The organism is Agromyces agglutinans, from assembly GCF_009647605.1.
Lineage (GTDB): Bacteria > Actinomycetota > Actinomycetes > Actinomycetales > Microbacteriaceae > Agromyces > Agromyces agglutinans.
The window spans coordinates 120405-142033 of record NZ_WJIF01000005.1 but is presented as its reverse complement, the minus strand read 5'-3'; the positions used below and the strand labels follow the sequence as shown (position 1 = coordinate 142033).

Below are 21629 nucleotides of genomic sequence, written 5' to 3'. Positions count from 1 at the left end.
CGTCAGCTCGCGAAGCGGCGCGGGTCGAGGAACGAGGCATCCGTGAACGGCTGCTCGCCGAGGACCGATTGCGCCACCAGTTCGCCGAGCGCCGAGGCGTGCTTGAACGAGTGGCCCGAGCAGCCGCCGCCCACGAACACGCGCGGGTCGGCGGTCGGGCCGATGAGGAACTGCCCGTCGGGCGTGTGCGCCATGATGCAGGTCGTCGCGGCCGACGGCTCGGGCTCGAGGTCGGGGAACGTCGCGGCGACGAGGTCCCGGATGCCGTCGGTCTCGCCGGGGTGCACGACGCGGTCGATCGCGTCGGGATCGTCGCCGGGGAACGGGCCGTCGAACTCGGGACCCACCTTGGCGTCGAAGCCCGGAGTGCCCGCGCCGGCTTCGGTGACGGCCGAGGCGGGGATGGCGCCGTGCCCCCAGATCCAGGTGTCGTGCCCCGGCACGCTGCGGATGAACACGGGCAACGTGTCGAGCGCGGCGGCGTGTCCCTCGCGCGGGCGGAACCAGGTCATCACCACGCGGTGCGGCGTGAGCGGCAGGTCGGGCAGGAACCGGCCGATCCACGGCCCCGCGGTCACGGCGACGCGGCGTACCCGGTAGTCGCTGCGCTCGGTGCGCACGGTCACGCCGTCGGCATCGGGGTCGACGGAGACCACCCGCACGCCCGTGTGCAGGTCGGCGCCCGCGGCGCGCGCCGCGTCGGCGGCCGCGATGATCGCCGCCTCGGGGAAGAGGATGCCGGCCTCGGGGTCCCACACGCCGACGTCGCCCGGGTCGAGCCGGGCGTTGGCGGGGGACCGGAGTGCGATGCCGTCGGCGTCGAGTCGTTCGACGGGCAGGTCGTGCTCGGCCGCGGCGGCGAGCGTGCCCGCGATGAGGTGCGAGTCGGGCGGCCCGATCATGATGCCGCCGGTCTCGAGGAAGAGGCGTTCGCCGGCGGAAGCCTCGAGCTCGCGCCAGAGTTCGCGAGCGCGGCGCGCGATCGGCGTGAGGCCCGGGTGCTCGAGGCAGGCCACGCGGAAGAGGCGGGTCTTCCCGGTGGACCCGCCCCAGGCATGGCCGGGCTCGAACTGCTCGAAGCCCAGCACCGAGAGCCCGCGCACAGCGATTCGCCAGGCGGCGTTCGCGCCGACCGCGCCGAGGCCGATCACGGCCACATCGGCGTCGAATCGGTCGGTTCCGGTGCGTGCGTTCATGCGTCGATTCTCGCTGACGGGATACCACGGCGGCGAGCGATGCCGGAATCATCTGCAACTCAAGGGTTGCAATGGTGGCTCGGATCTGCAAGCATCGGGTTGCAGAAAACGAGGAGGCACGATGAAGGCGGATGGAAGCGGGCCCGTGGGCGGCTCGGCGGTGCGCGGCACGAGCGCTCGACGCGGGGCGGTGCGACCGGGGGCGGTCCTGGCGGTGCTGTTCGCCGGGGCGTTCGTGATGGGCTGTGCCGAGATGCTCGTCGTCGGCATGATCGACCTGATCGCGGTCGACCTCGACGTGACGGTGCCGGCGGCCGGCGCGCTCGTGACCGCCAACGCACTGGGGCTCGCGATCGGCGGCCCGGTGCTGACCTTCCTCACGACGCGCTTCGACCGCAGGCACGTGCTCATCGCGGCCACGGCCGTCTTCGTCGGCGCCAACCTGCTGCCGGCGGTGCTCGGCGCCGACTATCCGGTCTTCGTCGTCGCGCGGGTCGCGATCGGCGCCGTGCAGGGACTCTTCATCGCCGCCGCCATGGTCACCGCAACCTCGGTGGTGCCGCCCGAGCGGACCGGCCGGGCGATGGCGGTCGTCATCTCGGGCTTCGCGACCTCGAGCGCGATCGGGCTGCCCGTCGGCACGCTGCTCGGGCAGGCCGTCGGCTGGCGCGGCGCGTTCGTCGCGGTCGTGGTAGCCGGCGCGGTCATCCTGGCGCTGGCCGTCGCGGTACTGCCCTCGGTGCCGACCCGCGACGGCGGGGGAGCGGTCGGCCAGGCCCGGCACGCCTTCGCCCCGAGGGTGCTCGCGGTGCTCGCCGTGAGCACGCTGACCTTCGCGGCCATGCTCTCGGCGATCACCTACCTCGTGCCGTTCCTCGACGAGGTGACCGGGGTCACCGGTTCGGTCGTCTCGGGCTTCCTCCTCATCTATGGGGTGGCCACGGCGATCGGGTCCTTCGGCGGCGGCCGCTTCGCCGACCTCGATGCGGCGCGCTCGCTCATCGTCGGCGCGATCGGCGTCACCGTCTCGCTCGTCGCGCTCCTCGTGTTCGGCGCCGACGCGGCGCTCGCCGCGATCGCGGTGTTCGGCATCGGCCTGCTCGGCATGGCGACCGGACCGTCGATCCAGCACCGGGTCGTCGCGCTCGCCGGGCCGGGCGCGCCGCTCGCCTCCTCGCTACCCGCTTCGGCCGTCAACGTCGGCATCGCGGTCGGCTCCCTCGCCGGCGGCCTCGCGGTCGACCGAGGGGGAGCGGCATCCGCGGTCGCCGTCGGCATCGGCATCGCCGTGCTCGCCGTCGCGGCCGCCTGGGCGACGAGCCGGCTGCGGGCGCCCGCCGCGGCATCCGAACCCGACGCCGTCGTCAGCCGGTGATGGCGCATCCGACCACCGAACCACGCAACGCGCGCCATCCACGACACCACCACCACGAAAGGAACCATCATGGTCGACATGACCCGCAACGAGGCATCCGTCATCGACGAGAGCCGATTCTCCGTCCGGCGCACCATCCGCATCGCCGCATCCGTCGAGAAGGTGTGGCAGGCGATCACCGATCCCGAGCACTTCTCGAAGTGGTTCGGGCGCATCGCGTTCGACGGCGCCGGCGTCGGCGCACGCGGCAGCATCACGGTCGAAGGATTCGGCGTCATCCCGATGCGGATCGAGGCGATCGACGAACCGCGCTCGATCTCGTACCGCTGGGGCGCCGACGACGCCGCCGGCGCGCCGAAGGCCGAGGTCGACGAGCACTCGACGGTCTTCACGTTCACGCTCGAGCCGGTGGCCGACGGCACGCAGCTCACGGTCGTGGAGACCGGGTTCGAGCGCACCTCCGATCCCAGCGCCAACCTCGACAGCCACCGCCGCGGCTGGGACGAGGAGCTCGACAAGCTCGTCGCCCTGCTCGAGAGCGGCGCATGACGATGCAGGCGCTGGTCCCGGTGTTCGCGGCACTCGGGGACGAGACCAGGTGGAGCATCCTGGCCGCGCTCGGCGAGGGCGACGCGTCGGCGTCGGCCCTCGCCGGGCGCCTGCCCGTCACCCGCCAGGCCATCGCGAAGCACCTCGCCGTGCTCGCCGAGGTCGGCGTCGTCGAGCCGATCCGGGTCGGCCGCGAGGTGCGGTACCGGGTGATCGGGTCCGAGCTCAGCGCCACTGCGCGCCGCCTCGACGCGATCGGCGCCGAGTGGGACCGCCGGCTCGCCGCGATCAAGGAGATCGCGGAGGGCCTCTAGCCGTCGCCCGACGTTCACTGTCAACCCGTGGCCCGCGAGCCGCCCGGTGGCTACGCTGGCGCCAGACGTGCCGCGACGCCGGGTCGCGGCGATGGCGAAGGGGGAATCGCATGTCCATCGGTGACGACGACATCACGAACGAGCCGGGCGACGGCGGCGAGGGCGTGGCCGACGGCGGGGCGAACCCGTCGGGTCACGACGGCGGGGCCGACGGTTCGGCGGCCGCGGGCGAGGGCACGGCCGACGGCGGCGCGAACCCGGGTGGGCACGACGGCGGGGCCGACGGATCGGCGGCCGGCGGCGAAGGCACCGCCGACGGCGGCGCGAACCCGGAGGGCCACGACGGCGGCGCCGACGGATCGGCGTAGTGGCGGCGAGTGAGCGCGGGTCGGAGCTCCGGCCCGCGCTTTCGCGATGCATCGCGGTGCCGACGGAGACGTTCGCCGACCGGTACTGGGGCCGCGAGGCGCTGCTGTCGCGGGCGAGCGAACTCGGCGACGGCCCGGACGGCGCGGGCGATTCGGCGGACGCCGCCGGCTTCGCCGACCTCTTCTCGGCCGACGCGGTCGACGAGCTGGTCACCCGCCGCGGCGTGCGAACGCCGTTCATCCGGATGGCGAAGGAGGGCTCGGTGCTGCCGGCCTCCGCGTACACCGGCTCGGGCGGTTTCGGCGCCGAGGTGGGCGACCAGGTCGCGAGCGACCGCGTGCTCGCGCGGTTCGCGGACGGCGCCACGATCGTGCTGCAGGGGCTCCACCGCCTCTGGCCGCCCATCATCGACTTCACACGCGCGCTCGTCGGCGAGCTGGGGCATCCGGTGCAGGTGAACGCGTACGTCACGCCGCCCGGCTCGCAGGGATTCGACCCGCACTACGACACGCACGACGTGTTCGTGCTGCAGATCTCGGGCGAGAAGCACTGGCGCATCCACGAACCCGTGCACGTCGACCCGCTCGCGTCGCAGCCGTGGAGCCAGCACCGCGAGGCCGTCGCGCGTGCGGCGCTCGACGAGCCCGCGATCGACGCCGTGCTGCGCCCGGGCGACGCGCTGTACCTGCCGCGCGGCTGGATCCACTCCGCGACCGCGGGCGGCGACGCGACCTCGGTGCACCTGACGATCGGCATGTCGGCCTACACGCGCGCAGACGTCGTGCAGGCGCTCGTCGCCCGCGTCGGCGAGAGCGATCGGCTGCGCGCGTCGCTGCCGCTCGGCGTCGACTTCGACGACGTCGACGCGTTCGCCGGCATCGTCCGCGAGACCGTCGACGCGCTCGCCGAACTGCTCGAACGATCGGATGCCTCGGACGCCGCGGCCGCGCTCGCGCGGCGGTTCGAGGGCGACATCCGCCCCGAGCCGCTGGCGCCGCTCGCGACGCTCGAGGCCCTGGCGACGCTCGACGCGTCGAGCACGGTCCGCTGGCGCGAGGCGCTGCGATCGCGGATCGAGGTCGACGGCGACCGTGTCCGCGTCGTGGGCCGCACGACGTCGCTCTCGCTGCCGATCGAGGCCGAGCCCGCGGTGCGCCGGCTCGCCGAAGGCTCGCCCGTCGCGGTCGGCGACCTGCCGGGCCTCGACGCCGACAGCGCCCTCGTCGTCGCGCGCCGACTGGTCCGCGAGGGATTCGCGGTGGCATCCGGGTGACCCTCGCTCCCGAGCACTGGACGCCGTGCAGCGACGGCGCGCGCGAACGCGGCGACCCGCTCGCCGGCACCGCGCCGCGCGGCCTGCGCTGGTTCCTGCTCGAGGTGCCGGCCGCGTGGGGCCCGAACGCGCTGCTCGACGCACCGTTCGACCGCGAGATCGGCCGGGCGCTCGTGCGCCGGGTCGAGGCGGCCGAGATGCGCATCCTCGCGATCCGTCGCACCGGCCGGCGCACGGCGCCACCGGCCCAGCGGTGGGCGATCGTCGACTCGCGCCCGGGCGCTGAGCGCATCGTCTGGGGCGAGGTCGCGCACGCCGCCGACCTGCTCGAGGTGCCGCTCGACGGATCCACCGGGGTGCCCTCGGACGAGCCCGTCTACGCGGTCTGCGCCCACGGCCGGCACGACCGCTGCTGCGCCGTGCGCGGCCGGCGCGTCGCGACCGCGCTCGCCGCCGCGCGCCCCGAGCAGACGTGGGAGTGCTCCCACCTCGGCGGCGACCGGTTCGCGGGCACGATGGTGGTCCTCCCCGAGGGGCTGTACTCGGGCTATGCCGACGACGGGGATCCCGTGCGCATCGCCGAGGCGTACGAGGGCGGGCGCGTCGTGCCCGAACTGCTGCGCGGACGCAGCTCGCTGACCCACCCCGTGCAGGCCGCGCAGCACTACGCCCGCCGGGAGTTCGGCGACGAGCGGATCGCGGCATATCCGCCGGTCGACGAGATCGCGACGGACGACGGCTGGATCGTGCGGCTCGCGCTCGACGGCGGCGCTTCCGTCGTGGTCGACCTCGTCGCGGAGTCCTCGCCGCCGCTCCGGTCGACGTGCGCGGCGACCCGCTTCGTGCGCGTGCGGCAGTGGGCCCTGCGAGGCATCCGCGTCGAGGGGTGAACCCGGCGCATCAACCGTTCGGTGGATTCTCGAATCCACCCCGTCGCGCGCGACGGTGGCCGCGCAGTCGATGGGCCGCGCGCGCGACTCCGCGAGTCTCGAGTCATGCCAGTCATCGACGTCACCGACCTCTGCAAGAGCTACTCCGGCCGTACCGTGCTCGACCACGTGTCCTTCTCCGTCGAGCCGGGCGAGATCTTCGGCATCCTCGGCCCGAACGGCGCCGGCAAGACGACGACGGTCGAGATCATCGAGGGCCTGCGCCGAGCCGACAGCGGCACCGTGCGCGTGCTCGGCCTCGACCCGATCGCCGACGCCGCCGCGCTGCGCGAGGTCGTGGGGGTGCAGCTCCAGCACACCCAGCTGCCCGACAACCTGAAGGTCTGGGAGGCCCTCGACCTCTACGCGTCGTTCTACGAGCACCCGCGCGACTGGCGCGAACTCCTCGACGAGTGGGGTCTCGCCGACCGGCGCGACACGCGGTTCGCGAAGCTCTCGGGCGGGCAGAAGCAGCGCCTGATCATCGCCCTGGCGCTCGTCGGCAACCCGCAGGTCGCATTCCTCGACGAGCTCACGACGGGCCTCGACCCGCAGGCCCGCCGGGCCACTTGGGAGCTCGTCAAGCAGGTCCGCGACGCCGGCGTGACCGTCGTGCTGGTCAGCCACTTCATGGACGAGGTCGAGGAGCTCTGCGACCGCGTCGCCGTCTTCAGCGACGGCCGCATCGCCGCGATCGACTCGCCGGCCGGCCTGATCGCCGCCGTCGACGCCGAGCACGCGATGCGATTCACGCCGGCACCGGATGCCGCGGCCACGGCGATCGACCTCATCCGCGACCTCCCCGGGGTCTCGGCCGTCACGCGCTCGGGTGCCCAGGTGATCGTCACGGGCCGCGGCGACTTCGCGACGGCGGTGACTGCGGTGCTCGCCCGCAACCACGTGCTCGTCTCCGACCTCCGCATCGACACCCGCACCCTCGACGACGCGTTCGTCGCCCTCACCGGCCGCAGCTTCGACCGCTGACCACGCACCCCCGCACGCAAAGGACCCAGACGATGACCGCCGCAACCGCCACCGCCAAGCTCACGACCGTCGAGACCAAGCTGCTCGTCCGAGAGCCGGGCTCGCTGTTCACCTTCCTCATCCCGCTGTTCATCCTCGTCGTCTTCGGCAGCTCGATCGGGCCCGGCGACACGACCCTGCTGCCCATGACGATCGCGATCGCGATCGGGCTGGTGGCGCTGTACCTCATGCCGACCGCGCTCGCCACGTACCGCGAGAAGGGCATCCTGCGGCGGCTCTCGACGACGCCGGTGCGGCCCGTGAGCCTGCTGACGGTGCAGCTCGTGCTGCAGTTCGCGCTCGCGGTCCTCAGCTGCGGGCTGCTCCTGGCCGTCGCGGGTGCCGCCCTCGGCGCACGGATGCCCGCGAACCCGCTGAGCTTCGCGCTCGTGTTCACCCTCGGCACGGCGTCGATGTTCGCCATCGGCCTGCTGATCGCCGCCCTCGCGCCGAGCGGCCGCGCCGCGAACGGCATCGGCGTGCTGCTCTACTTCCCGATGGCGTTCCTCGCCGGCCTCATCCAGCCCGCGAGCCAGATGCCCGCTATCGTGGTGCGGATCGGGGAGTTCACCCCGCTGGGCGCCTTCCGCCAGAGCCTCGCCGACGTCTGGACGGGCGGTGCCCCCGACCCGCTGCTGCTGGGCGTCATGGCCGCGTACGCGATCCTCGTCAGCCTGGCCGCGGCACGGTTCTTCCGGTGGGAGTGATCGCGATCGAGGCATCCGGTTCGTCGCTCGAACGACGCGAGCAGCAGCTCGAGCGGCTGCTCGCCCTCGTGCCGTACGTCCTCCTCGGCTGTTCGACCCTGCTGGCCCTGCTGACGGGCCAGCAGCCGTGGCCCGAACGGCTCGTCACCGTGGGCATCGCCGCGCTCGCCGCGGTGTGGATGTGGGCGATGAGCGCTCGCCGCACGCCGGGGTCCGTCTACGTCGTCGGCCTCATCGTCCTCATCGGGGTGCTGAGCGCTCGCGACCCGTGGTTCGCGAGCTTCTTCGGCTTCACCGGATACATCCACTCGTGGCGGTACCTGCCGGGGATCTGGCGCTTCGTCGGCGTCGCGGCGACCGCGACCATCAGCATCACCGCGTTCATGGGCGGGCTGCCCGAACCGCGACCCGACGCGATCGTGACGTACGTGCTCTTCATCGTCGCGATGGTCGCGCTCGTCGGCGTGTTCAGCTTCCTCGGCGACGTGACGCTCGAGCGCAGCACCGAGCGCACGCGCATGGTGGCCCGGCTCGAGGAGACCATCCGCGAGAACGAGGGCCTGCACGCCCAGTTGCTCGTGCAGGCTCGAGAGGCCGGCGTGACCGACGAACGCCAGCGGCTCGCGCGCGAGATCCACGACACGCTCGCCCAGGGGTTCACGGGCATCGTGACGCAGTTGCAGGCCGCGGTGCGTGCCGACGAGGCGGGCGATGCGGAACTCCGGCGCCGCCATGTCGACCACGCGGCCCGGCTGGCACGCGACGGACTCGCCGAGGCGCGCCGCTCGGTCCAGGCCATCGGGCCGACCCAGCTCGAGTCCGCCCATCTGCCCGAGGCGATCGCGACGGTCGCAGCCGAATGGAGCGAACTCACCGGCGTGCCCGTCGAGGTCGTGACGACCGGCACCGCAGAGCCGATGCATCCGGAGACCGAGGTCACCCTGCTGCGCATCGCGCAGGAGGCGCTCGCGAACGTCGCCAAGCACGCGAACGCGACGCGCGTCGGCCTCACGCTCTCGTACATGGACGACGTCGTCACGCTCGACGTGCGCGACGACGGGGTCGGGTTCGATGCGGCGGGCGCAGCCGACGTGGCGGGTGGATCGCCCGGCGGGGGCTTCGGCCTCACCTCGATGCGGCAGCGCGCGACGCGGCTCGGCGGTACGTTCGAGGTCGAGTCCGAACCGGGCGGCGGAACGGCGATCGCCGCCGGCGTCCCGGCCGTGCGTCGGAAGGAACCGAGTGCCTGAGCCCGTCATCCGCCTGCTGATCGCCGACGACCACCCGATCGTGCGCGACGGACTTCGCGGCATGTTCACCGGCGACGACCGATTCGAGGTCGTCGGCGAGGCCGGCGACGGCGAGGAGGCCCTGGCGCTCGCGCGCACGCTCGCGCCCGACGTGATCCTCATGGACCTGCGGATGCCCCGCATGGACGGCGTGACCGCCATCCGGCGGCTCACCGAGCAGGGCGCCGCGGTTCGCGTGCTCGTGCTCACGACGTTCGACACCGAGAGCGAGGTGCTGCCGGCGATCGAGGCGGGCGCCACCGGCTACCTGCTGAAGGATGCCCCGAGCGACGAGCTCATGCGCGCCGTCGTCGCCGCGTCGCGCGGCGAGGCGGTGCTCGCGCCGTCGGTGGCCATGCGGCTCATGGGGCGCGTGCGCGAGCCCGAGTCGCCGCCGCCGCTCAGCGACCGCGAACTCGAGGTCCTGCGGCTGATCGCGGCGGGCGCGACGAACCGCGAGTCCGCGGCGCGCCTGTTCATCAGCGAGGCCACCGTCAAGACGCACGTGCTGCACATCTACGCGAAGCTCGGCGTCAACGACCGCGCGGCGGCGGTCGCGGTGGGGTTCCAGCGAGGGCTGCTGGCGTAGGGGGTGCGCGCTCGGCGCCGCGCGCTCGGCGCTCGCGCCCGGGCCGTGCCTCACGCTGCGTCGTCCTGCCAGACGGCGGCGCTGATCCGCCAGCCGGCGCCGGTGCGCACGAACTGCATCGACTTCGCGCCTCCGCCGACGAACGGCTCGCCGTGCAGCACCCCCGCCTTGGCGTACCGCCCGAACCACTGGGCGAAGTCGCCGGACACCTCGAGTCGACCGGGCTGCGCGCGCTCGTGGAAGTCCACGAGCGTGCCGTCGGTCAGGATCGCCTGCCGCGGTGCGATGAACGCCTCGACCCCCGACACGGCGGGCGTCAGGTCCCCCGTGCGCACGATGACCGCCTCCGGCAGCATCAGGTCGCGCAGGCCGTCGAGGCGCGCGGCGACGTCCGGGCCGGAGGTGAAGGCCGCGAAGAAGGCATCGACCAGTGCCTCGATCTCGCGCCGGTCGGTCGGCGCCTGGGCGGTCGGCGACCGCCAGGCATCCTCGGTCAGCGCGTAGAGGAGCTGCGTCGACCAGTCGCCCTTGAACCGGATGTTGTCGACGAGTCGCGCCTCCTGGGCGAAGCCGAGGCGTCCGAGGAGGCGGGCCGACGCGAGGTTGTCCTCGAGGCACACCGCCGTGATGCGGTGCAGGCCGAGACGGTCGAACCCGAGGCGCAGCATCTCCGCGCCGGCCTCGGCGGCATAGCCGCGGCCGTGGTGGGCGCGCCCGAAGGCGAAGCCCAGTTCGCCCTGCCGGTCTTCGGCGCTCGACCACTTCAGGAGCACCTCGCCGATCACGGTCTGCGTCTCGCGCAGCTCGACGGCGAGGACCAGCCATCGGCCGGGCTCGGGCAGGACCGCCTGCTCGAGCTTCGCGGTGAGGGCGACCCGGGTCGCCTCCCGGTCGCGCACCGGCCACGGGAGGAAGCGGACGACCTCGGGATCGCCGTGGAAGGCGAGGAGGTCGTCCAGGTCGTCCTCGCGGTGCGGGCGGAGCGCCAGGCGGGAGGTGTGGATCGGTTCGTCGATCAGGAGGGGTTCGTGCAGCATGCGGTGCCTTTCTTCGTCGGGTGGTGGTTCGTCGGGGCGGTGTCGTCGGGTGGTGGTTCGTCGGGTCGGTGTTCGTCTGGCTGATGGTTCGTCGTGGCCGCCCCGGAAGCCGCCGTCCAGGCACGACCGGCACGTGCCGTCCGCGAAAGGGGCACGTCGACGAGGCGGACGCGGCCCGACTCCTCCAGCGCGGTGGCTCTCATGGATGTTCATGCTAGGCTCCGGCTGCTCGCCGGAACGTGCCAGTTCGACGGGCGTCGAGTCGATTCACCGTCGATGTGGAGGGGGTCGGTTGTGATGAACGAAGAATCGTCGGCCATCGATGCGGTCGACCTGGCGATCATCCGTGAACTCTCCCGCGATGCTCGCGTCAGCTACGCCGAGCTCAGTCGACGGGTCGCACTCAGCCGGCCGGCCGTTGCGGAGCGGGTTCGCCGTCTCGAGGAATCCGAGGTGATCCGGGGCTACGGCGCCCACCTCGACCTCGCGAAGCTCGGGCTGGCGCTGCGTGCGCACGTCTCGCTGCGGCCGCGTCATCGATCGGTCCGCACTGCACGCGGCATGCGCGAGCAGCTGCTGGCGATCGGGCACGTGCTCTCGTGCGTGCACGTGACGGGCGAGAACTGCTACGAGCTCACGATCGCGGTCCGGGATACCCCGCAGTTGGAGGAGATCATCGAGCGCCTCTCGGCACTCGGCGACACGACGACCGGCATCGTGCTCTCCGAGCCGGTGGCGCCGCGGGATGCGGATGTCGCGGGGTGGGTGCGGCCGGCTCGCTGAGCCGCTCGGGCTCTCTTCGAGCCGGGCGATATTCATTCGAACATACGTTCGAAACTCTGCCCGAAACGCGGTAGGATCGGGGTATGACCGAAGCGCTCGCCGCGCTCCACCTCGCGGCGGCGGCATGGCGCGAGTTGGTGAGCGAGTGGGCGGGTGCGTTGATCCGTTCGGTGGGCGATTCGTCGGCGCGCGAGCGAACGGATGCCACGGGTGCCGGAGTCGATCTCGGTGCTGGGCTCGGTGCTGGGCTCGGTGTCGAACTCGGTGCCGATCTCGGTGCGATGAGCGATGCCGGACTCGTGCGTGTGGTCGAGGCGGGCGCGCGACTCACCCGTGTGCTCGAGGGGGTGCAGGCGCGATGCGCGGCCGAGCTCGCGTCGCGATCGCGGGGCGGCGACGGCGCCGACCTGGCGCGGGCGCAGGGCTACTCATCGCCCGAACGACTGTTGGCGCAGGTCACAGGTCGCCGGTACTCCGATGCGGCGCGTCTGGTCGCCGTCGGCGAGGCGACCGCCGGGCGGGCGTCGTTCACCGGCGAGGTGCTGCCGCCGAGGCACCCGCAGCTGGCGGCGGCCCTCGCCGCCGGAACCGTGTGCGTCGATGCGGCCGACCTCATCCGCAGGTTCCTCGACCAGGTGGCGCCGAGGGTCGATCGGGCGGAGTCGGAGCAGGCCGAGGCGTTCCTCGTCGCGCGGGCGCCAGAGGTGGGCAGCGATGGGCTGGTCCGCTTGATCAAGGCGCTCGAGGCCCGACTCGATCCCGACGGGGTTCGCCCGCGCGAGGCCGAGCTGCGCGCCCGCCGCGGTCTGAAGATCTGGGAGGACGGGCACGGCATGATCAACCTTCGCGGCGCGTTCGACCCGGCCACCGGCGCACCCATCAAGCTCGCGATCGAGACGCTCGTCGGCGCCGAACTCCACCGGGCGCGCGATGCGAGACCGGGATTCGGCCGTTCGGCTCGGAGTGCGCCGTCGGCCGAACTCGGAGCGGCGACGGGGCCGGGCGGATCAACAACAGACGCGCTGTTGACCGAAGACCGCACCATCGAACAGCTCAACGCCGATGCGCTGGCCGATATCGCGAGGGTTTCATTGACGGCGAAGCATGCACCGCCCGCGCTGCGCGGAGTCACGGTGGTCGCCCGCGTCACCGGCGAGGCGCTCGCCGGTGGGCAGGGGCACGCCACGATCGACGGCATCGACCAGCCCGTCTCGGTGGCCACCGCGCGCGAGCTGGCGATGTCGGCCGGCATCGCGCCGCTCCTGCTCGGGCACGGCGGCGAACCGCTCGATCTCGGGCGCTCGGCGCGCCTGTTCTCGCCCGCGCAGAAGCTCGCGCTCGTCGATCGAGACGGTGGCTGCGCCTGGCCGGCCTGCACCCGGCCACCGTCGCACACGCAGGCCCACCACATCGCCTGGTGGGGTCGAGATCACGGCGCCACCGACCTCGGCAACGGCATCATGCTCTGCGCCCACCACCATCACCGGGTGCACGACGACGGCTGGGTCATCCGCATCCGCGATGGTCGCACCTGGTTCGTCCCGCCCGCCCATCTCGACCCCGACCAGCACCCGCGCGCCGGCAACGCCGCCCCGCATCAGACGTTGGACCGCGAGCCGACGTTCGCGCCAGAACCTGCGGGTGGGCCAGAACCTGCGGGTTGGCGAGAGCCTGTGGTCGCCGCACCCCACGATTCCGCAGACCACGCAGCGGCCTGACCGGTGGCGTTCCGATGCCGGTTGCTCTGTGCTGGAGTGGCAGGTGCTGGCCTGTCACGTACCCAGTGCGAGGCGCCGGATGCCAGGGTGCCGGATGCGAGGTGCCTGATGCCGAAGTGCCGGATGCCAGGGTGCCGGATGCGAGGTGCCGGATGCCAGGGTGCCGGATGCCGGATGCGAGGTGCAGGATGCCAGGGTGCCGGATGCGAGGTGCCGGGTGCCGGCCGACGGAGGTGGCTCGCGAGCGCGAGCCGGGTGGCTGCCGAACCCGTCAGTCCGCCGGCACGAGTTCGAAGACCGGGTGACGAGCGGCCTCGGCGACGAATGCCGAGACCGGGTCGCGGTGGTCGGCGAGGAAGTACGGGCGAACGATCCAGACGACCTCGGCGTAGCGCTTCAGCACTGGCCCGGCCTCCTCGGCGCCGACTTCGCGCACAGTGAATCGACGGGTCGTGCGACGACGCGCCAGGGTGACGTCACGATTCGCACGAACGTTGTGCACCCAGCCGACCTCGCCGTACGGCGACACGAGCCAGTGACGCCCACCGACCTCGATCGGCGTCACCGGATTCACCCGCAGCTGCCCCGAGCGTCGACCGCGCGTCGTGAGCACCGACGCGCGGGGCAGCAGACCCCGCCGGGCCATCGCCACCGTCACCCGGTTCACCCAGCCGGCGCGCGCGCCCGGGCGGTACGTCCTGCTCGGTTCGCGCCGATCGGTCACCACGGCTCCTCGCCATTCGACGCCCAGCGGAGCACCCGCAGCGCCCGCAACGTGTTCCACCGGCTGGGGCGACCCTCGGGCGCCTCGAGCACGTACGCGCGCAGGGCCGGACGTTGCGGCCCGGCCGGCCAGCGACCGTCTTCGCCGCGCTGCGAACGCACGAGATCGAGTGCCGGCTGCAGTCGCGCATCGGGCCGACCGCCGCTCGACCGGAAGTACTCGAGCGCCCGCAGCACGTCGTAGAACCAGTACATCGGGAACGCGAAGCCGAGGTAGCGCTCATTCGCGACTTCACCCGTCGACGCGCGACGGAACAGCTTGCGCTCGAGCAGGTACTCCTCACCCGTGCGCACGGCGTCGGCGAGTGCGGCATCCGTCGACGCGGTCGCGCGCTGGTACGCACGCAACCCCTCGATCACGCACAGCGTCGAATCGAACGACGAGCGCGGCGACTGCTCAGGGGGGTCGCAGTTCCATCCGCCGTCGTCGCGTCGCTGCTCGAGCAGGCGCGCGACCCTGCGGTCGGTGCCGCCGCCGGCGGCGCCGTCGAGCAGGCCGAAGTACGCCGCGTAGGAGAGGACTCCGCCGGTCACGCACTCCTCGTACCTGGTCTCGAAGAACGGCACGCCGGCGTCGCCGTCGGGCCAGGTCACGTGGTCGCGCACCCTCGCGATCGCCTCGCGCACGGCGGATGCCTCGGGGTCGATGCCGAACTGCAGCAGTACGTGCAGGGTCCACATGACGGTGTCGCGCTCGCGACGATCGCCGTAGACATCACCGCCCCAGTAGCCGTTCGCATCCTGCAGGGCGAGGATGTCACGGCCCCAGCCCTCGTCGGCGACCCGCGCCCGCTCGGCGGCGACCCGGGCGGCCGGCTCGTCGAGGAGGTCTCGCCGCACCTGCCACCGGATCGCCGGATCGGAGTCGAGCAGCCAGTCCACCACCTGCTGGTCCATACGGGACATGCTCTCGCAGTCCGCCGACCTGCGCGAGCGGTTGACGAGGGTCAACGCCTCCGCTCGAGCCCCTCGAGCAGCAGGTCGAGCCCGAACTCGAACTCAGCCTGGTCGTCGCACCAGCCGAGTGTCGAGTCGGGGTCGTCGTGGACTACCTCGGTGAGCATCGCGGCCAGGTTCGGCGCGTAGGTCGCGAGGTGCGCGATGGCGACCGGGGGAGGAGCCTCCTTGTCGTCGCTGAGCTCCTGCACGTAGCCGTAGACGCGACTGCCGATGGCGTGCAGCGCGTGGTGGATGAGGTCGAACGAGAGGCCGCCGGCGCGCATGATGCCGACGATGCCGTCGACGTGTCGTGCAGCGGTGGGCCCGGGCGCGCCGCGCGCGTTCATCACCCACGGCGCCCACGGATGCCGCAGCAGCACGCGCCTCGCGGCGAGGATGCGTTCGCGCAGCGCCGGCACCCAGCTCGAGGCATCCGTCGAGGGGGGCACGGCGAAGCCGCCGGCCTCGTCTTCGATCTCGGCGAAGACCATCTCGATCGCGCCGTCGAGGATCGCGTCCTTATTGGGCAGGTGATGGTAGATCGACATCGCCTCGACGCCGAGCTCGTCGGCGAGGGCGCGCATCGTGAGCCGGTCGAGGCCGTCGCGATCGGCGAGCGCGACGGCCGTGCGCAGCACGGACTCCCCGCTGAGCCGGGTGCGCTTCGCGGTGCCCGCGGTCGTGGTTGACGGCATGCGGCCAACCTTACAGCGTGAGATTCCGTCCTGCGGGGTCTGGACAGCGCGCGCCCTTCGGCGTATCTTACGCCGTAAGTCTTACAACGTAAGGACCCGCACGAGCCAGAACGGAGCACGATCATGAACGCACGACCCACCGCAGCCGAGGCATCCATCGCCGACGTCGCGACGATGCGCGCCGCGCGCGTCGACCGCTTCGGCCCGCCCGACGTGGCGCACGTCGCCCGGATGCCGCGCCCCGAGCCGGCCGCGGGCGAACTGCTCGTGCGCGTGCACGCCTCGACGGTCAGCATCGCCGACCACCGCATGCGCAGCCGCGAGGTGCCGCGGGGGCTCGGCCTCGTCGTCGGGCCCGCGATCGGCTTCGTGCGACCGCGTCACCGCGTGCTCGGCATGGAGGCCGCCGGCGTCGTCGCGGCCGTCGGCGAGGGCGTCACCGCGTACGCGCCCGGCGACGAGGTGATCGTCATGCGCGGCAGCGCGTTCGGATGCCACGCCGAGTTCGTCACCGTCGCCGCGGACGGCGAGGTCGCCCGCAAGCCCGCGAACCTCTCGTTCGAGGATGCCGCGGCGGTGGTGTTCGGCGGGTACACCGCCGTGCGCTTCCTCGACCGGGTCGAGATCGGACCGTCGACGGAGGTGCTCGTGAACGGGGCATCCGGCGCCGTGGGCTCGGCCGTCGTGCAGCTCGCCGCCGCACGCGGCGCGCACGTGACCGCCGTGACGAGCGGGCGCAACGCCGAGCTCGTGCGCTCGCTCGGCGCCCACCGCGTCATCGACTACACGGCCGAGGACTTCGCGGTCGTGGCCGGCGACGCCGCCGCCGAGGCCGGGGCCGGAGGCGCCGCCGACGCCGGGGCCCGCTACGACGTGATCGTCGACGCCGTCGGCAACGCCCCGTTCGCCCGGGTCGCGCACCTCCTCCGCCCGGGAGGAGCGCTCCTGCTCGTCGTCGCCGACCTCGCCGGCATGCTCGGCGCCGCGTGGCACGCGCGACGAACCGGGCTCGTCGTCGACCATCAGGGCGGCGACATGGGCGCCGAGGGCATGGCGCGCCTGGCGGCGCTCGCCGAGGCGGGCACGCTTCGGCCGGTCGTCGATCGCACCTATGACCTCGACGAGATCGTCGAGGCCCACCGGTACGTGGACACCGGCCGCAAGCGGGGGAGCGTGGTGCTGCGGGTGTTCGAAGACGACCGCGGCTGATCGGTTCAGCGGCTCCTTGTGATCGATACCGATCGAAGCGTTGCCGGTCGTGATCACGCCTCCCTAGCCTGTCGACGGGGCGGCCTCCGAACCGGGGGCCATGAGTCGAGGGAGACCACGTGCAACGTCGCACACCAAGACGGACATCGACCGCGCGGGGAGCGTCGGCGGCCACAGCCACGCTCGTCACCGGGGTACTGATCGGAGCCGGGCTCTCGGTGATCGCGGCGGCGCCCGCGAACGCCGACGCGCCGACCGGCGAGGCCTACCTCTCAGATCTGCCCTGGCTGAACGAGTCGAACGGGTACGGACCGATCGAACGGGATGCCTCCAACGGCGAGGCCGCCGCCGGCGACGGCCGGCCGATCACGATCGGCGGCGTCACCTATGAGAAGGGCATCGGCATGCACGCCACCGGTGCGCTCTCGGTCGAACTCGCCGCGAACTGCACGGCCTTCAGCGCGTTCGTGGGGCTCGACGACGAGGTGACGACCGGGGTCGGCACCGCCCGGTTCGAGGTGTACGGCGACGGCACGCTCCTCGCGCAGACCGCGGTGCTCACGGGCAACGATGCGCCGCTCGAGCTCACCGCCGACGTCTCGGGGATCGAGACGCTCCGGATCGTCGCCCACGAGGCGACCAACGGCAAGAACTACGACCATGCCGACTGGGGCGACGCGAAGCTCACGTGCGCCGACGAGGAGCCCGAGGAGCCGGTCGTCGTCGAGGACTGGCGCATCGACGGACCGAAGGGCTCGCCGCTCGACGCCGAACTCACCCTCGACTCCGCAGGTCGGGTCGCGCTCGACGTGCGCGAGGGCGAGACCACGCTCGTCTCGGCGAAGCGCCTCGGCCTCGTCGGCAGCGATGGCGACTTCCGCTCCGGCCTCTCGTATGTCGGCCGCGTCGACGAGCGCGTGAAGGACCGCTACACCATGACGACCGGCAAGGAGGAGCAGCGCGAGTACACGCACGCCGAGTCGATCTTCGAGTTCGAGAACGCCGACGGCGGGCGCTTCGCGATCGCCGTGCGGCTCGCCGACGACGGCGTCGCCTACCGCTACCTCATCGAGGGTGATGGCGAACACCGCGTCGACGACGAGTCCGGTTCCTGGGTGCTTCCCGCCGACGGCAGCGCGTGGATGCAGCGTTCCTACGCCGTGAACTACGAAGCCGAGTGGATGACGACCACCGCCTCGGCGGCCAACGGCACGGGCTCGGTCGGATACCCGGCGCTGTTCCAGCAGGGCGAGCGCTACGTGTTACTCACCGAGTCGGACGTGCACGGCGACTACTCGGGGTCCCACCTGTCGCACGGCACGGGCTCGCTCTCGTACGGCGTCGACCTCTTCGAGGGTCGGCCGGTGACCTCGACGGGCGAGCTGTCGACCCCCTGGCGGGTGGCCGTGATCGGCGGGCTCGAGGGCATCGTGGAGTCGAACCTGGTCGACGACCTCGCGACGCCGAGCCGGTTCGACGGCGAGGACGCCGACTGGATCCGCCCCGGCGTCTCGAGCTGGAGCTGGCTGACCGATTGGAACAGCCCGAAGGACGAGGCGCGACAGCGCGACTTCGTCGACCTGTCGGCCCGCATGGGCTGGGAGTACGTGCTGCTCGACGAGGGCTGGGACGCGAGCTGGGTGCCGCGCACCGTGCGCTACGCGCACACGAAGGGCGTCGACGTGCTCGTCTGGTTCCACAGCCGCAACCTGCAGACGCAGGAGCAGCGCGATGAGTGGCTGCCCAAGCTCGCCTCGTGGGGCGTGAGCGGCATCAAGGTCGACTTCATGGACAGCGACAGCCAGGACATCCACCGCTGGTACGACCAGATCGCGGCCGACACCGCGAAGCACCACCTGATGATCAACTTCCACGGCTCGTCGCTGCCGACCGGCCTGCAGCGCACGTGGCCGCACGTCATGGCGTACGAGTCGGTGCGGGGTGCCGAGAACGGCATCAACCCCGAGCGCAGCCTCATCGTGCCCTTCACGCGCAACGTCGTGGGCTCGATGGACTGGACGCCGGTCACGTTCTCGCGCGGCAACGGCAACTCGTCGAAGGCGCACGAGGTCGCGATGGCGATCGTGTATGAGTCGGGGTGGCAGCACGCGTCGGACAAGCCCGAGTCGTATGCAGCCGAGCCGAACGCCGTGCCGTTCCTGCAGAACCTGCCCGAGTCGTGGGAGGAGACGCAGCTCGTCAGCGGCACGCCCGGCTCAGACGTCGTGCTCGCCCGCAAGGCCGGTGACCGCTGGTTCGTCGGCGGCATGCGCGCCGGATCGGGTGAGCCGCTGGAGCTGCCGCTCGCCGAGTTCGGCGGCAGGAAGCTGCTGGTGGACCTGCTGACGGATGACGGGGCGAATGGTTCGGCGACCGTGGCGACGACGGTCGAGGCGTCCTCGGCCGACGTGCTGACGGTGCCGACGGCGACCAACGGCGGCTTCGCCGCGGTCGTCTGCCCCGCGAAGCCGCATCGCGAGTCGTGCCTCGAGCCGGTCGAACCGGGGCCGGCCGCGCAGCTCTCGGTCGAACCGGCCGACGGGCAGGCCGCGCCGGGTACGACGTTCGAGGTGACGGCCGCGTTCACCGTCGCGGACCGCGACGTCCGCAAGGTCGTGCTGACCCCGAGCGTGCCCGAGGGCTGGGTCGTCGAGGGCGGCGAGGCCAGCGCGAAGCGACTCGCGGCGGGCGAGGTGCTCGAGGCGACGTGGTCGGTGACGGTGCCCGCCGACGGCGCGACCGGCACGGTCGAGCTGCCGATCACCGCCGAGTATCGCGACGGCAACCGGCCCTTCACGGCGTCGAGCCAGGCGACCGTCTGGGTGACGCCGCCGCCGCTCGACGGCACGGTGTACGTCTCCGACCTCGAGTGGTCGCAGCAGTCGAACGGCTACGGACCGATCGAACGCGACCAGTCGAACGGGCAGGCCGCGGGCGGCGACGGCCGGCCGATCGAGATCGACGACGTGACCTACGCGAAGGGCGTGGGCATGCACGCGACCGGTTCGCTGACGACGTGGCTCGGCGGCACCTGCTCGGCGTTCGACGCCGTGGTCGGCATCGACGACGAGGTGCTCGAGACGCCGGGTGAGAGCGGTGTGGGCTCGGTGCGGTTCCAGGTCTTCGGCGACGGCGTCCTCCTCGCGGAGACGGCCGTGCTCACGAACGACGATGCGGCATTGCCGCTGACGGTCGACGTGACCGGGGTGCAGCGACTGCAGCTCGTCGCCCACGAGGCGACGAACGGCAAGAACCACGACCACGCCGACTGGGCCGACGCCAGGGTCACCTGCAGCGCCGGCTGACGGCCGGCCGGACGGCGGGGCGGCGGGGCGGCGGGGCGGCGACCGAGCCGCTCCGCCGTCCGCACGCGGTCGGCCTAGGGTGAGAGGGCACGCAACTCGGCGATGAGGAGGCGAAGTGTTCACGGATGAACGTCGGCAGGTGATCCTCTCCGCGCTCGCCGTGCACCGGTCGATCTCGGTCGCCGATCTCGCCCGCATGGTGCGCTCCTCGGAGATCACGGTGCGCCGCGACCTCAAGGCGCTCGAGGACACCGGTCATCTCGTGCGGCACCGGGGCGGGGCATCCGTCGCGCGCTCGACGATGGACGAGCCGACCTACCGCGAGAAGACGGTCGTCGCCGCGGCGCAGAAGCTCGCGATGGCCGAACTCGCCGCCGACCTCGTCGACGACGGCGACGTCGTCATGCTCTGCGCCGGAACCACGACGCAGGCCGTCGCGACGCGGCTCGCGCGCCGCCGGCTGATGGTCGCCACCACCTCGTTGCTGGTCGCCGACGCGCTGGCGGATGCGCCGGACGTCGAGGTGCTGCTCATCGGCGGCATCCTGCGCGGCAACATCCGGGCCGCGATCGGCGGTGAGGCCGAGCGGGCCGTCGCCCGGCTGCGATTCCAGACCGTCTTCCTCTCGGGCAACGGCCTGACGGCTGCCAACGGGCTCACGACCCCGAACATGCACGTCGCGAGCCTCGACCGGGCCGCGGTCGACGCGGCGCAACGCGTGGTCGTGCTCGCCGACCACACGAAGGTCGGCACCGACTCGATGATGCAGACCGTGCCGACCGACCGGATCGACGTGCTCATCACCGACGAGCGCGCCGACCCCGGCGAGCTCGACCGGATCGCGGCCGCGGGCGTCGAGGTGCGCGTCGCGGGAGACATGCGCATCGCCGGAGACGTGGGCACCGCCGTCGAGGTCCCCGACGCGGAAGCCGGACAGCCGGCAGGCTAGGCCGGCGAGCAGGGAGCGATCGTGGAATCGTCCGCATGGGAGTTCGAAGCCCGGTACGAGGACTGGCTGCCGGGGCTCGCCCTGATGCGCGATGCGCTCCTCGAGCAGCTCGCCGACGCCGACCTCGACCGGAACCTGGGTGGCGACACGCTGACCTGGGGCCAGCTGATCGACGACTGCGCGCAGATGCAGGGCTCCTACCTCGACGCGTTCGTCGAGCTGGAACAGCACTGGGCGCCGCCGCGACCGCCGGGCCAGCATCGGTCGACCGTCGCCGAGATCCTCGACGACTTCCACGCGCTGGATCGCGAACTGCAGCGGGTGCTCGGCACCTTCTCGGGCGAGGACTGGGATGCCGTGATCACCCGGCCCGACGGCACCAGGCGAACGAGGCGTGCCCAGCTCGAGGTCCACGCGCAGTTCATGCTGATCTTCCTCGCCAAGGCGACCGTCTACGCGCGGGCGCAGAACCGGGTCATCCCGCCGTCGCTGCAGACGTTCGTCGGCTGAGTCGTCCTCGCGCGCGCGTCACGCGTTCGCGAGCTCCTCGATCACCCCCATCGGATGCCTCGTCTCGCGAGCCTGCGTACGCCGGTGC

General features: G+C 72.5%; 21 protein-coding genes. 16 read left to right on the top strand and 5 right to left on the bottom strand.

The features are described 5' to 3' along the window. Positions 1-2 precede the first annotated feature (2 nt). On the bottom strand, positions 3-1196 hold the full coding sequence (gene solA, locus GE115_RS10635; RefSeq protein WP_153684763.1) for an N-methyl-L-tryptophan oxidase: 1194 nt from the start codon (positions 1194-1196) through the stop codon (positions 3-5). A gap of 121 nt (positions 1197-1317) precedes the next feature. On the opposite strand from solA, the gene GE115_RS10630 reads away from it, so the two are divergent. The 10 genes from GE115_RS10630 (at position 1318) to GE115_RS10585 (ending at position 9613) form a co-directional block, all read left to right on the top strand. Then, positions 1318-2571 carry an MFS transporter gene (locus tag GE115_RS10630; protein ID WP_153684762.1) on the top strand — a complete coding sequence of 418 codons (1254 nt, stop codon included), beginning with the start codon at positions 1318-1320 and terminating at the stop codon, positions 2569-2571. Positions 2572-2640: 69 nt separating this feature from the next. Beyond that, positions 2641-3120 (top strand): SRPBCC family protein, encoded by a 480-nt coding sequence (locus tag GE115_RS10625; RefSeq protein ID WP_153684761.1) that lies wholly within the window; start codon positions 2641-2643, stop codon positions 3118-3120. After that, a complete protein-coding gene (locus GE115_RS10620; RefSeq protein WP_153684760.1) occupies positions 3117-3434 on the top strand; it encodes an ArsR/SmtB family transcription factor in 318 nt (105 codons plus the stop codon). Before GE115_RS10625 ends, GE115_RS10620 begins: the two co-directional genes overlap by 4 nt. Positions 3435-3544: 110 nt before the next feature. After that, positions 3545-3802: a BatC protein gene (locus GE115_RS10615; RefSeq protein ID WP_153684759.1), complete on the top strand. Its 258-nt coding sequence runs from the start codon at positions 3545-3547 to the stop codon at positions 3800-3802. 56 nt (positions 3803-3858) lie between these two features. Beyond that, complete coding sequence (locus GE115_RS10610; RefSeq protein WP_312855078.1) at positions 3859-5076, top strand: cupin domain-containing protein; 1218 nt, start codon at positions 3859-3861, stop codon at positions 5074-5076. Further along, positions 5073-5966 carry a ferredoxin family protein gene (locus GE115_RS10605; protein ID WP_216648819.1) on the top strand — a complete coding sequence of 298 codons (894 nt, stop codon included), beginning with the start codon at positions 5073-5075 and terminating at the stop codon, positions 5964-5966. Before GE115_RS10610 ends, GE115_RS10605 begins: the two co-directional genes overlap by 4 nt. Positions 5967-6071: 105 nt before the next feature. Beyond that, positions 6072-6989 carry an ABC transporter ATP-binding protein gene (locus tag GE115_RS10600; protein ID WP_153684758.1) on the top strand — a complete coding sequence of 306 codons (918 nt, stop codon included), beginning with the start codon at positions 6072-6074 and terminating at the stop codon, positions 6987-6989. A 32-nt stretch (positions 6990-7021) separates the two neighbouring features. Then, positions 7022-7735, top strand: coding sequence for an ABC transporter permease (locus tag GE115_RS10595; protein WP_153684757.1), 714 nt, complete (start codon positions 7022-7024; stop codon positions 7733-7735). Continuing rightward, a complete protein-coding gene (locus GE115_RS10590; protein WP_312855077.1) occupies positions 7726-8985 on the top strand; it encodes a sensor histidine kinase in 1260 nt (419 codons plus the stop codon). The genes GE115_RS10595 and GE115_RS10590 overlap by 10 nt, the downstream gene beginning before the upstream one ends. Beyond that, a complete protein-coding gene (locus GE115_RS10585; protein WP_312855076.1) occupies positions 8978-9613 on the top strand; it encodes a response regulator in 636 nt (211 codons plus the stop codon). The genes GE115_RS10590 and GE115_RS10585 overlap by 8 nt, the downstream gene beginning before the upstream one ends. A gap of 50 nt (positions 9614-9663) precedes the next feature. Here the strand turns inward: GE115_RS10585 and GE115_RS18850 are convergent, their stop codons facing one another. Continuing rightward, a complete protein-coding gene (locus GE115_RS18850) occupies positions 9664-10650 on the bottom strand; it encodes a GNAT family N-acetyltransferase (RefSeq protein ID WP_246190702.1) in 987 nt (328 codons plus the stop codon). A gap of 297 nt (positions 10651-10947) precedes the next feature. Here GE115_RS18850 and GE115_RS10575 point away from each other — a divergent pair, with 297 nt between their 5' ends. Continuing rightward, entirely contained in the window at positions 10948-11433 is a 486-nt protein-coding gene (locus GE115_RS10575; RefSeq protein ID WP_153684755.1) for an Lrp/AsnC family transcriptional regulator, read from the top strand. A gap of 83 nt (positions 11434-11516) precedes the next feature. Next, positions 11517-13151 carry an HNH endonuclease signature motif containing protein gene (locus GE115_RS10570; protein ID WP_153684754.1) on the top strand — a complete coding sequence of 545 codons (1635 nt, stop codon included), beginning with the start codon at positions 11517-11519 and terminating at the stop codon, positions 13149-13151. Positions 13152-13422: 271 nt separating this feature from the next. Here the strand turns inward: GE115_RS10570 and GE115_RS10565 are convergent, their stop codons facing one another. The 3 genes from GE115_RS10565 to GE115_RS10555 are packed head-to-tail and all read right to left on the bottom strand — an operon-like array spanning position 13423 to position 15568. Continuing rightward, a complete protein-coding gene (locus GE115_RS10565) occupies positions 13423-13875 on the bottom strand; it encodes a nitroreductase family deazaflavin-dependent oxidoreductase (RefSeq protein WP_216648818.1) in 453 nt (150 codons plus the stop codon). Further along, on the bottom strand, positions 13872-14831 hold the full coding sequence (locus tag GE115_RS10560) for a prenyltransferase/squalene oxidase repeat-containing protein (RefSeq protein ID WP_246190701.1): 960 nt from the start codon (positions 14829-14831) through the stop codon (positions 13872-13874). The genes GE115_RS10565 and GE115_RS10560 overlap by 4 nt, the downstream gene beginning before the upstream one ends. Before the next feature lie 50 nt (positions 14832-14881). Continuing rightward, positions 14882-15568, bottom strand: coding sequence for a TetR/AcrR family transcriptional regulator (locus GE115_RS10555; protein WP_153684752.1), 687 nt, complete (start codon positions 15566-15568; stop codon positions 14882-14884). A gap of 123 nt (positions 15569-15691) precedes the next feature. Here GE115_RS10555 and GE115_RS10550 point away from each other — a divergent pair, with 123 nt between their 5' ends. The 4 genes from GE115_RS10550 to GE115_RS10535 all read left to right on the top strand — a co-directional run bounded on the left by GE115_RS10550 (position 15692) and on the right by GE115_RS10535 (position 21541). Then, positions 15692-16777 carry an NAD(P)-dependent alcohol dehydrogenase gene (locus GE115_RS10550; protein ID WP_216648817.1) on the top strand — a complete coding sequence of 362 codons (1086 nt, stop codon included), beginning with the start codon at positions 15692-15694 and terminating at the stop codon, positions 16775-16777. A gap of 119 nt (positions 16778-16896) precedes the next feature. Further along, positions 16897-20082: an NPCBM/NEW2 domain-containing protein gene (locus GE115_RS10545; protein ID WP_312855075.1), complete on the top strand. Its 3186-nt coding sequence runs from the start codon at positions 16897-16899 to the stop codon at positions 20080-20082. A gap of 115 nt (positions 20083-20197) precedes the next feature. Beyond that, on the top strand, positions 20198-21031 hold the full coding sequence (locus GE115_RS10540) for a DeoR/GlpR family DNA-binding transcription regulator (RefSeq protein ID WP_312855074.1): 834 nt from the start codon (positions 20198-20200) through the stop codon (positions 21029-21031). A 21-nt stretch (positions 21032-21052) separates the two neighbouring features. Beyond that, positions 21053-21541, top strand: a complete 489-nt coding sequence (locus GE115_RS10535; RefSeq protein WP_153684751.1) for a DinB family protein — start codon at positions 21053-21055, stop codon at positions 21539-21541. Positions 21542-21629 lie beyond the last annotated feature (88 nt).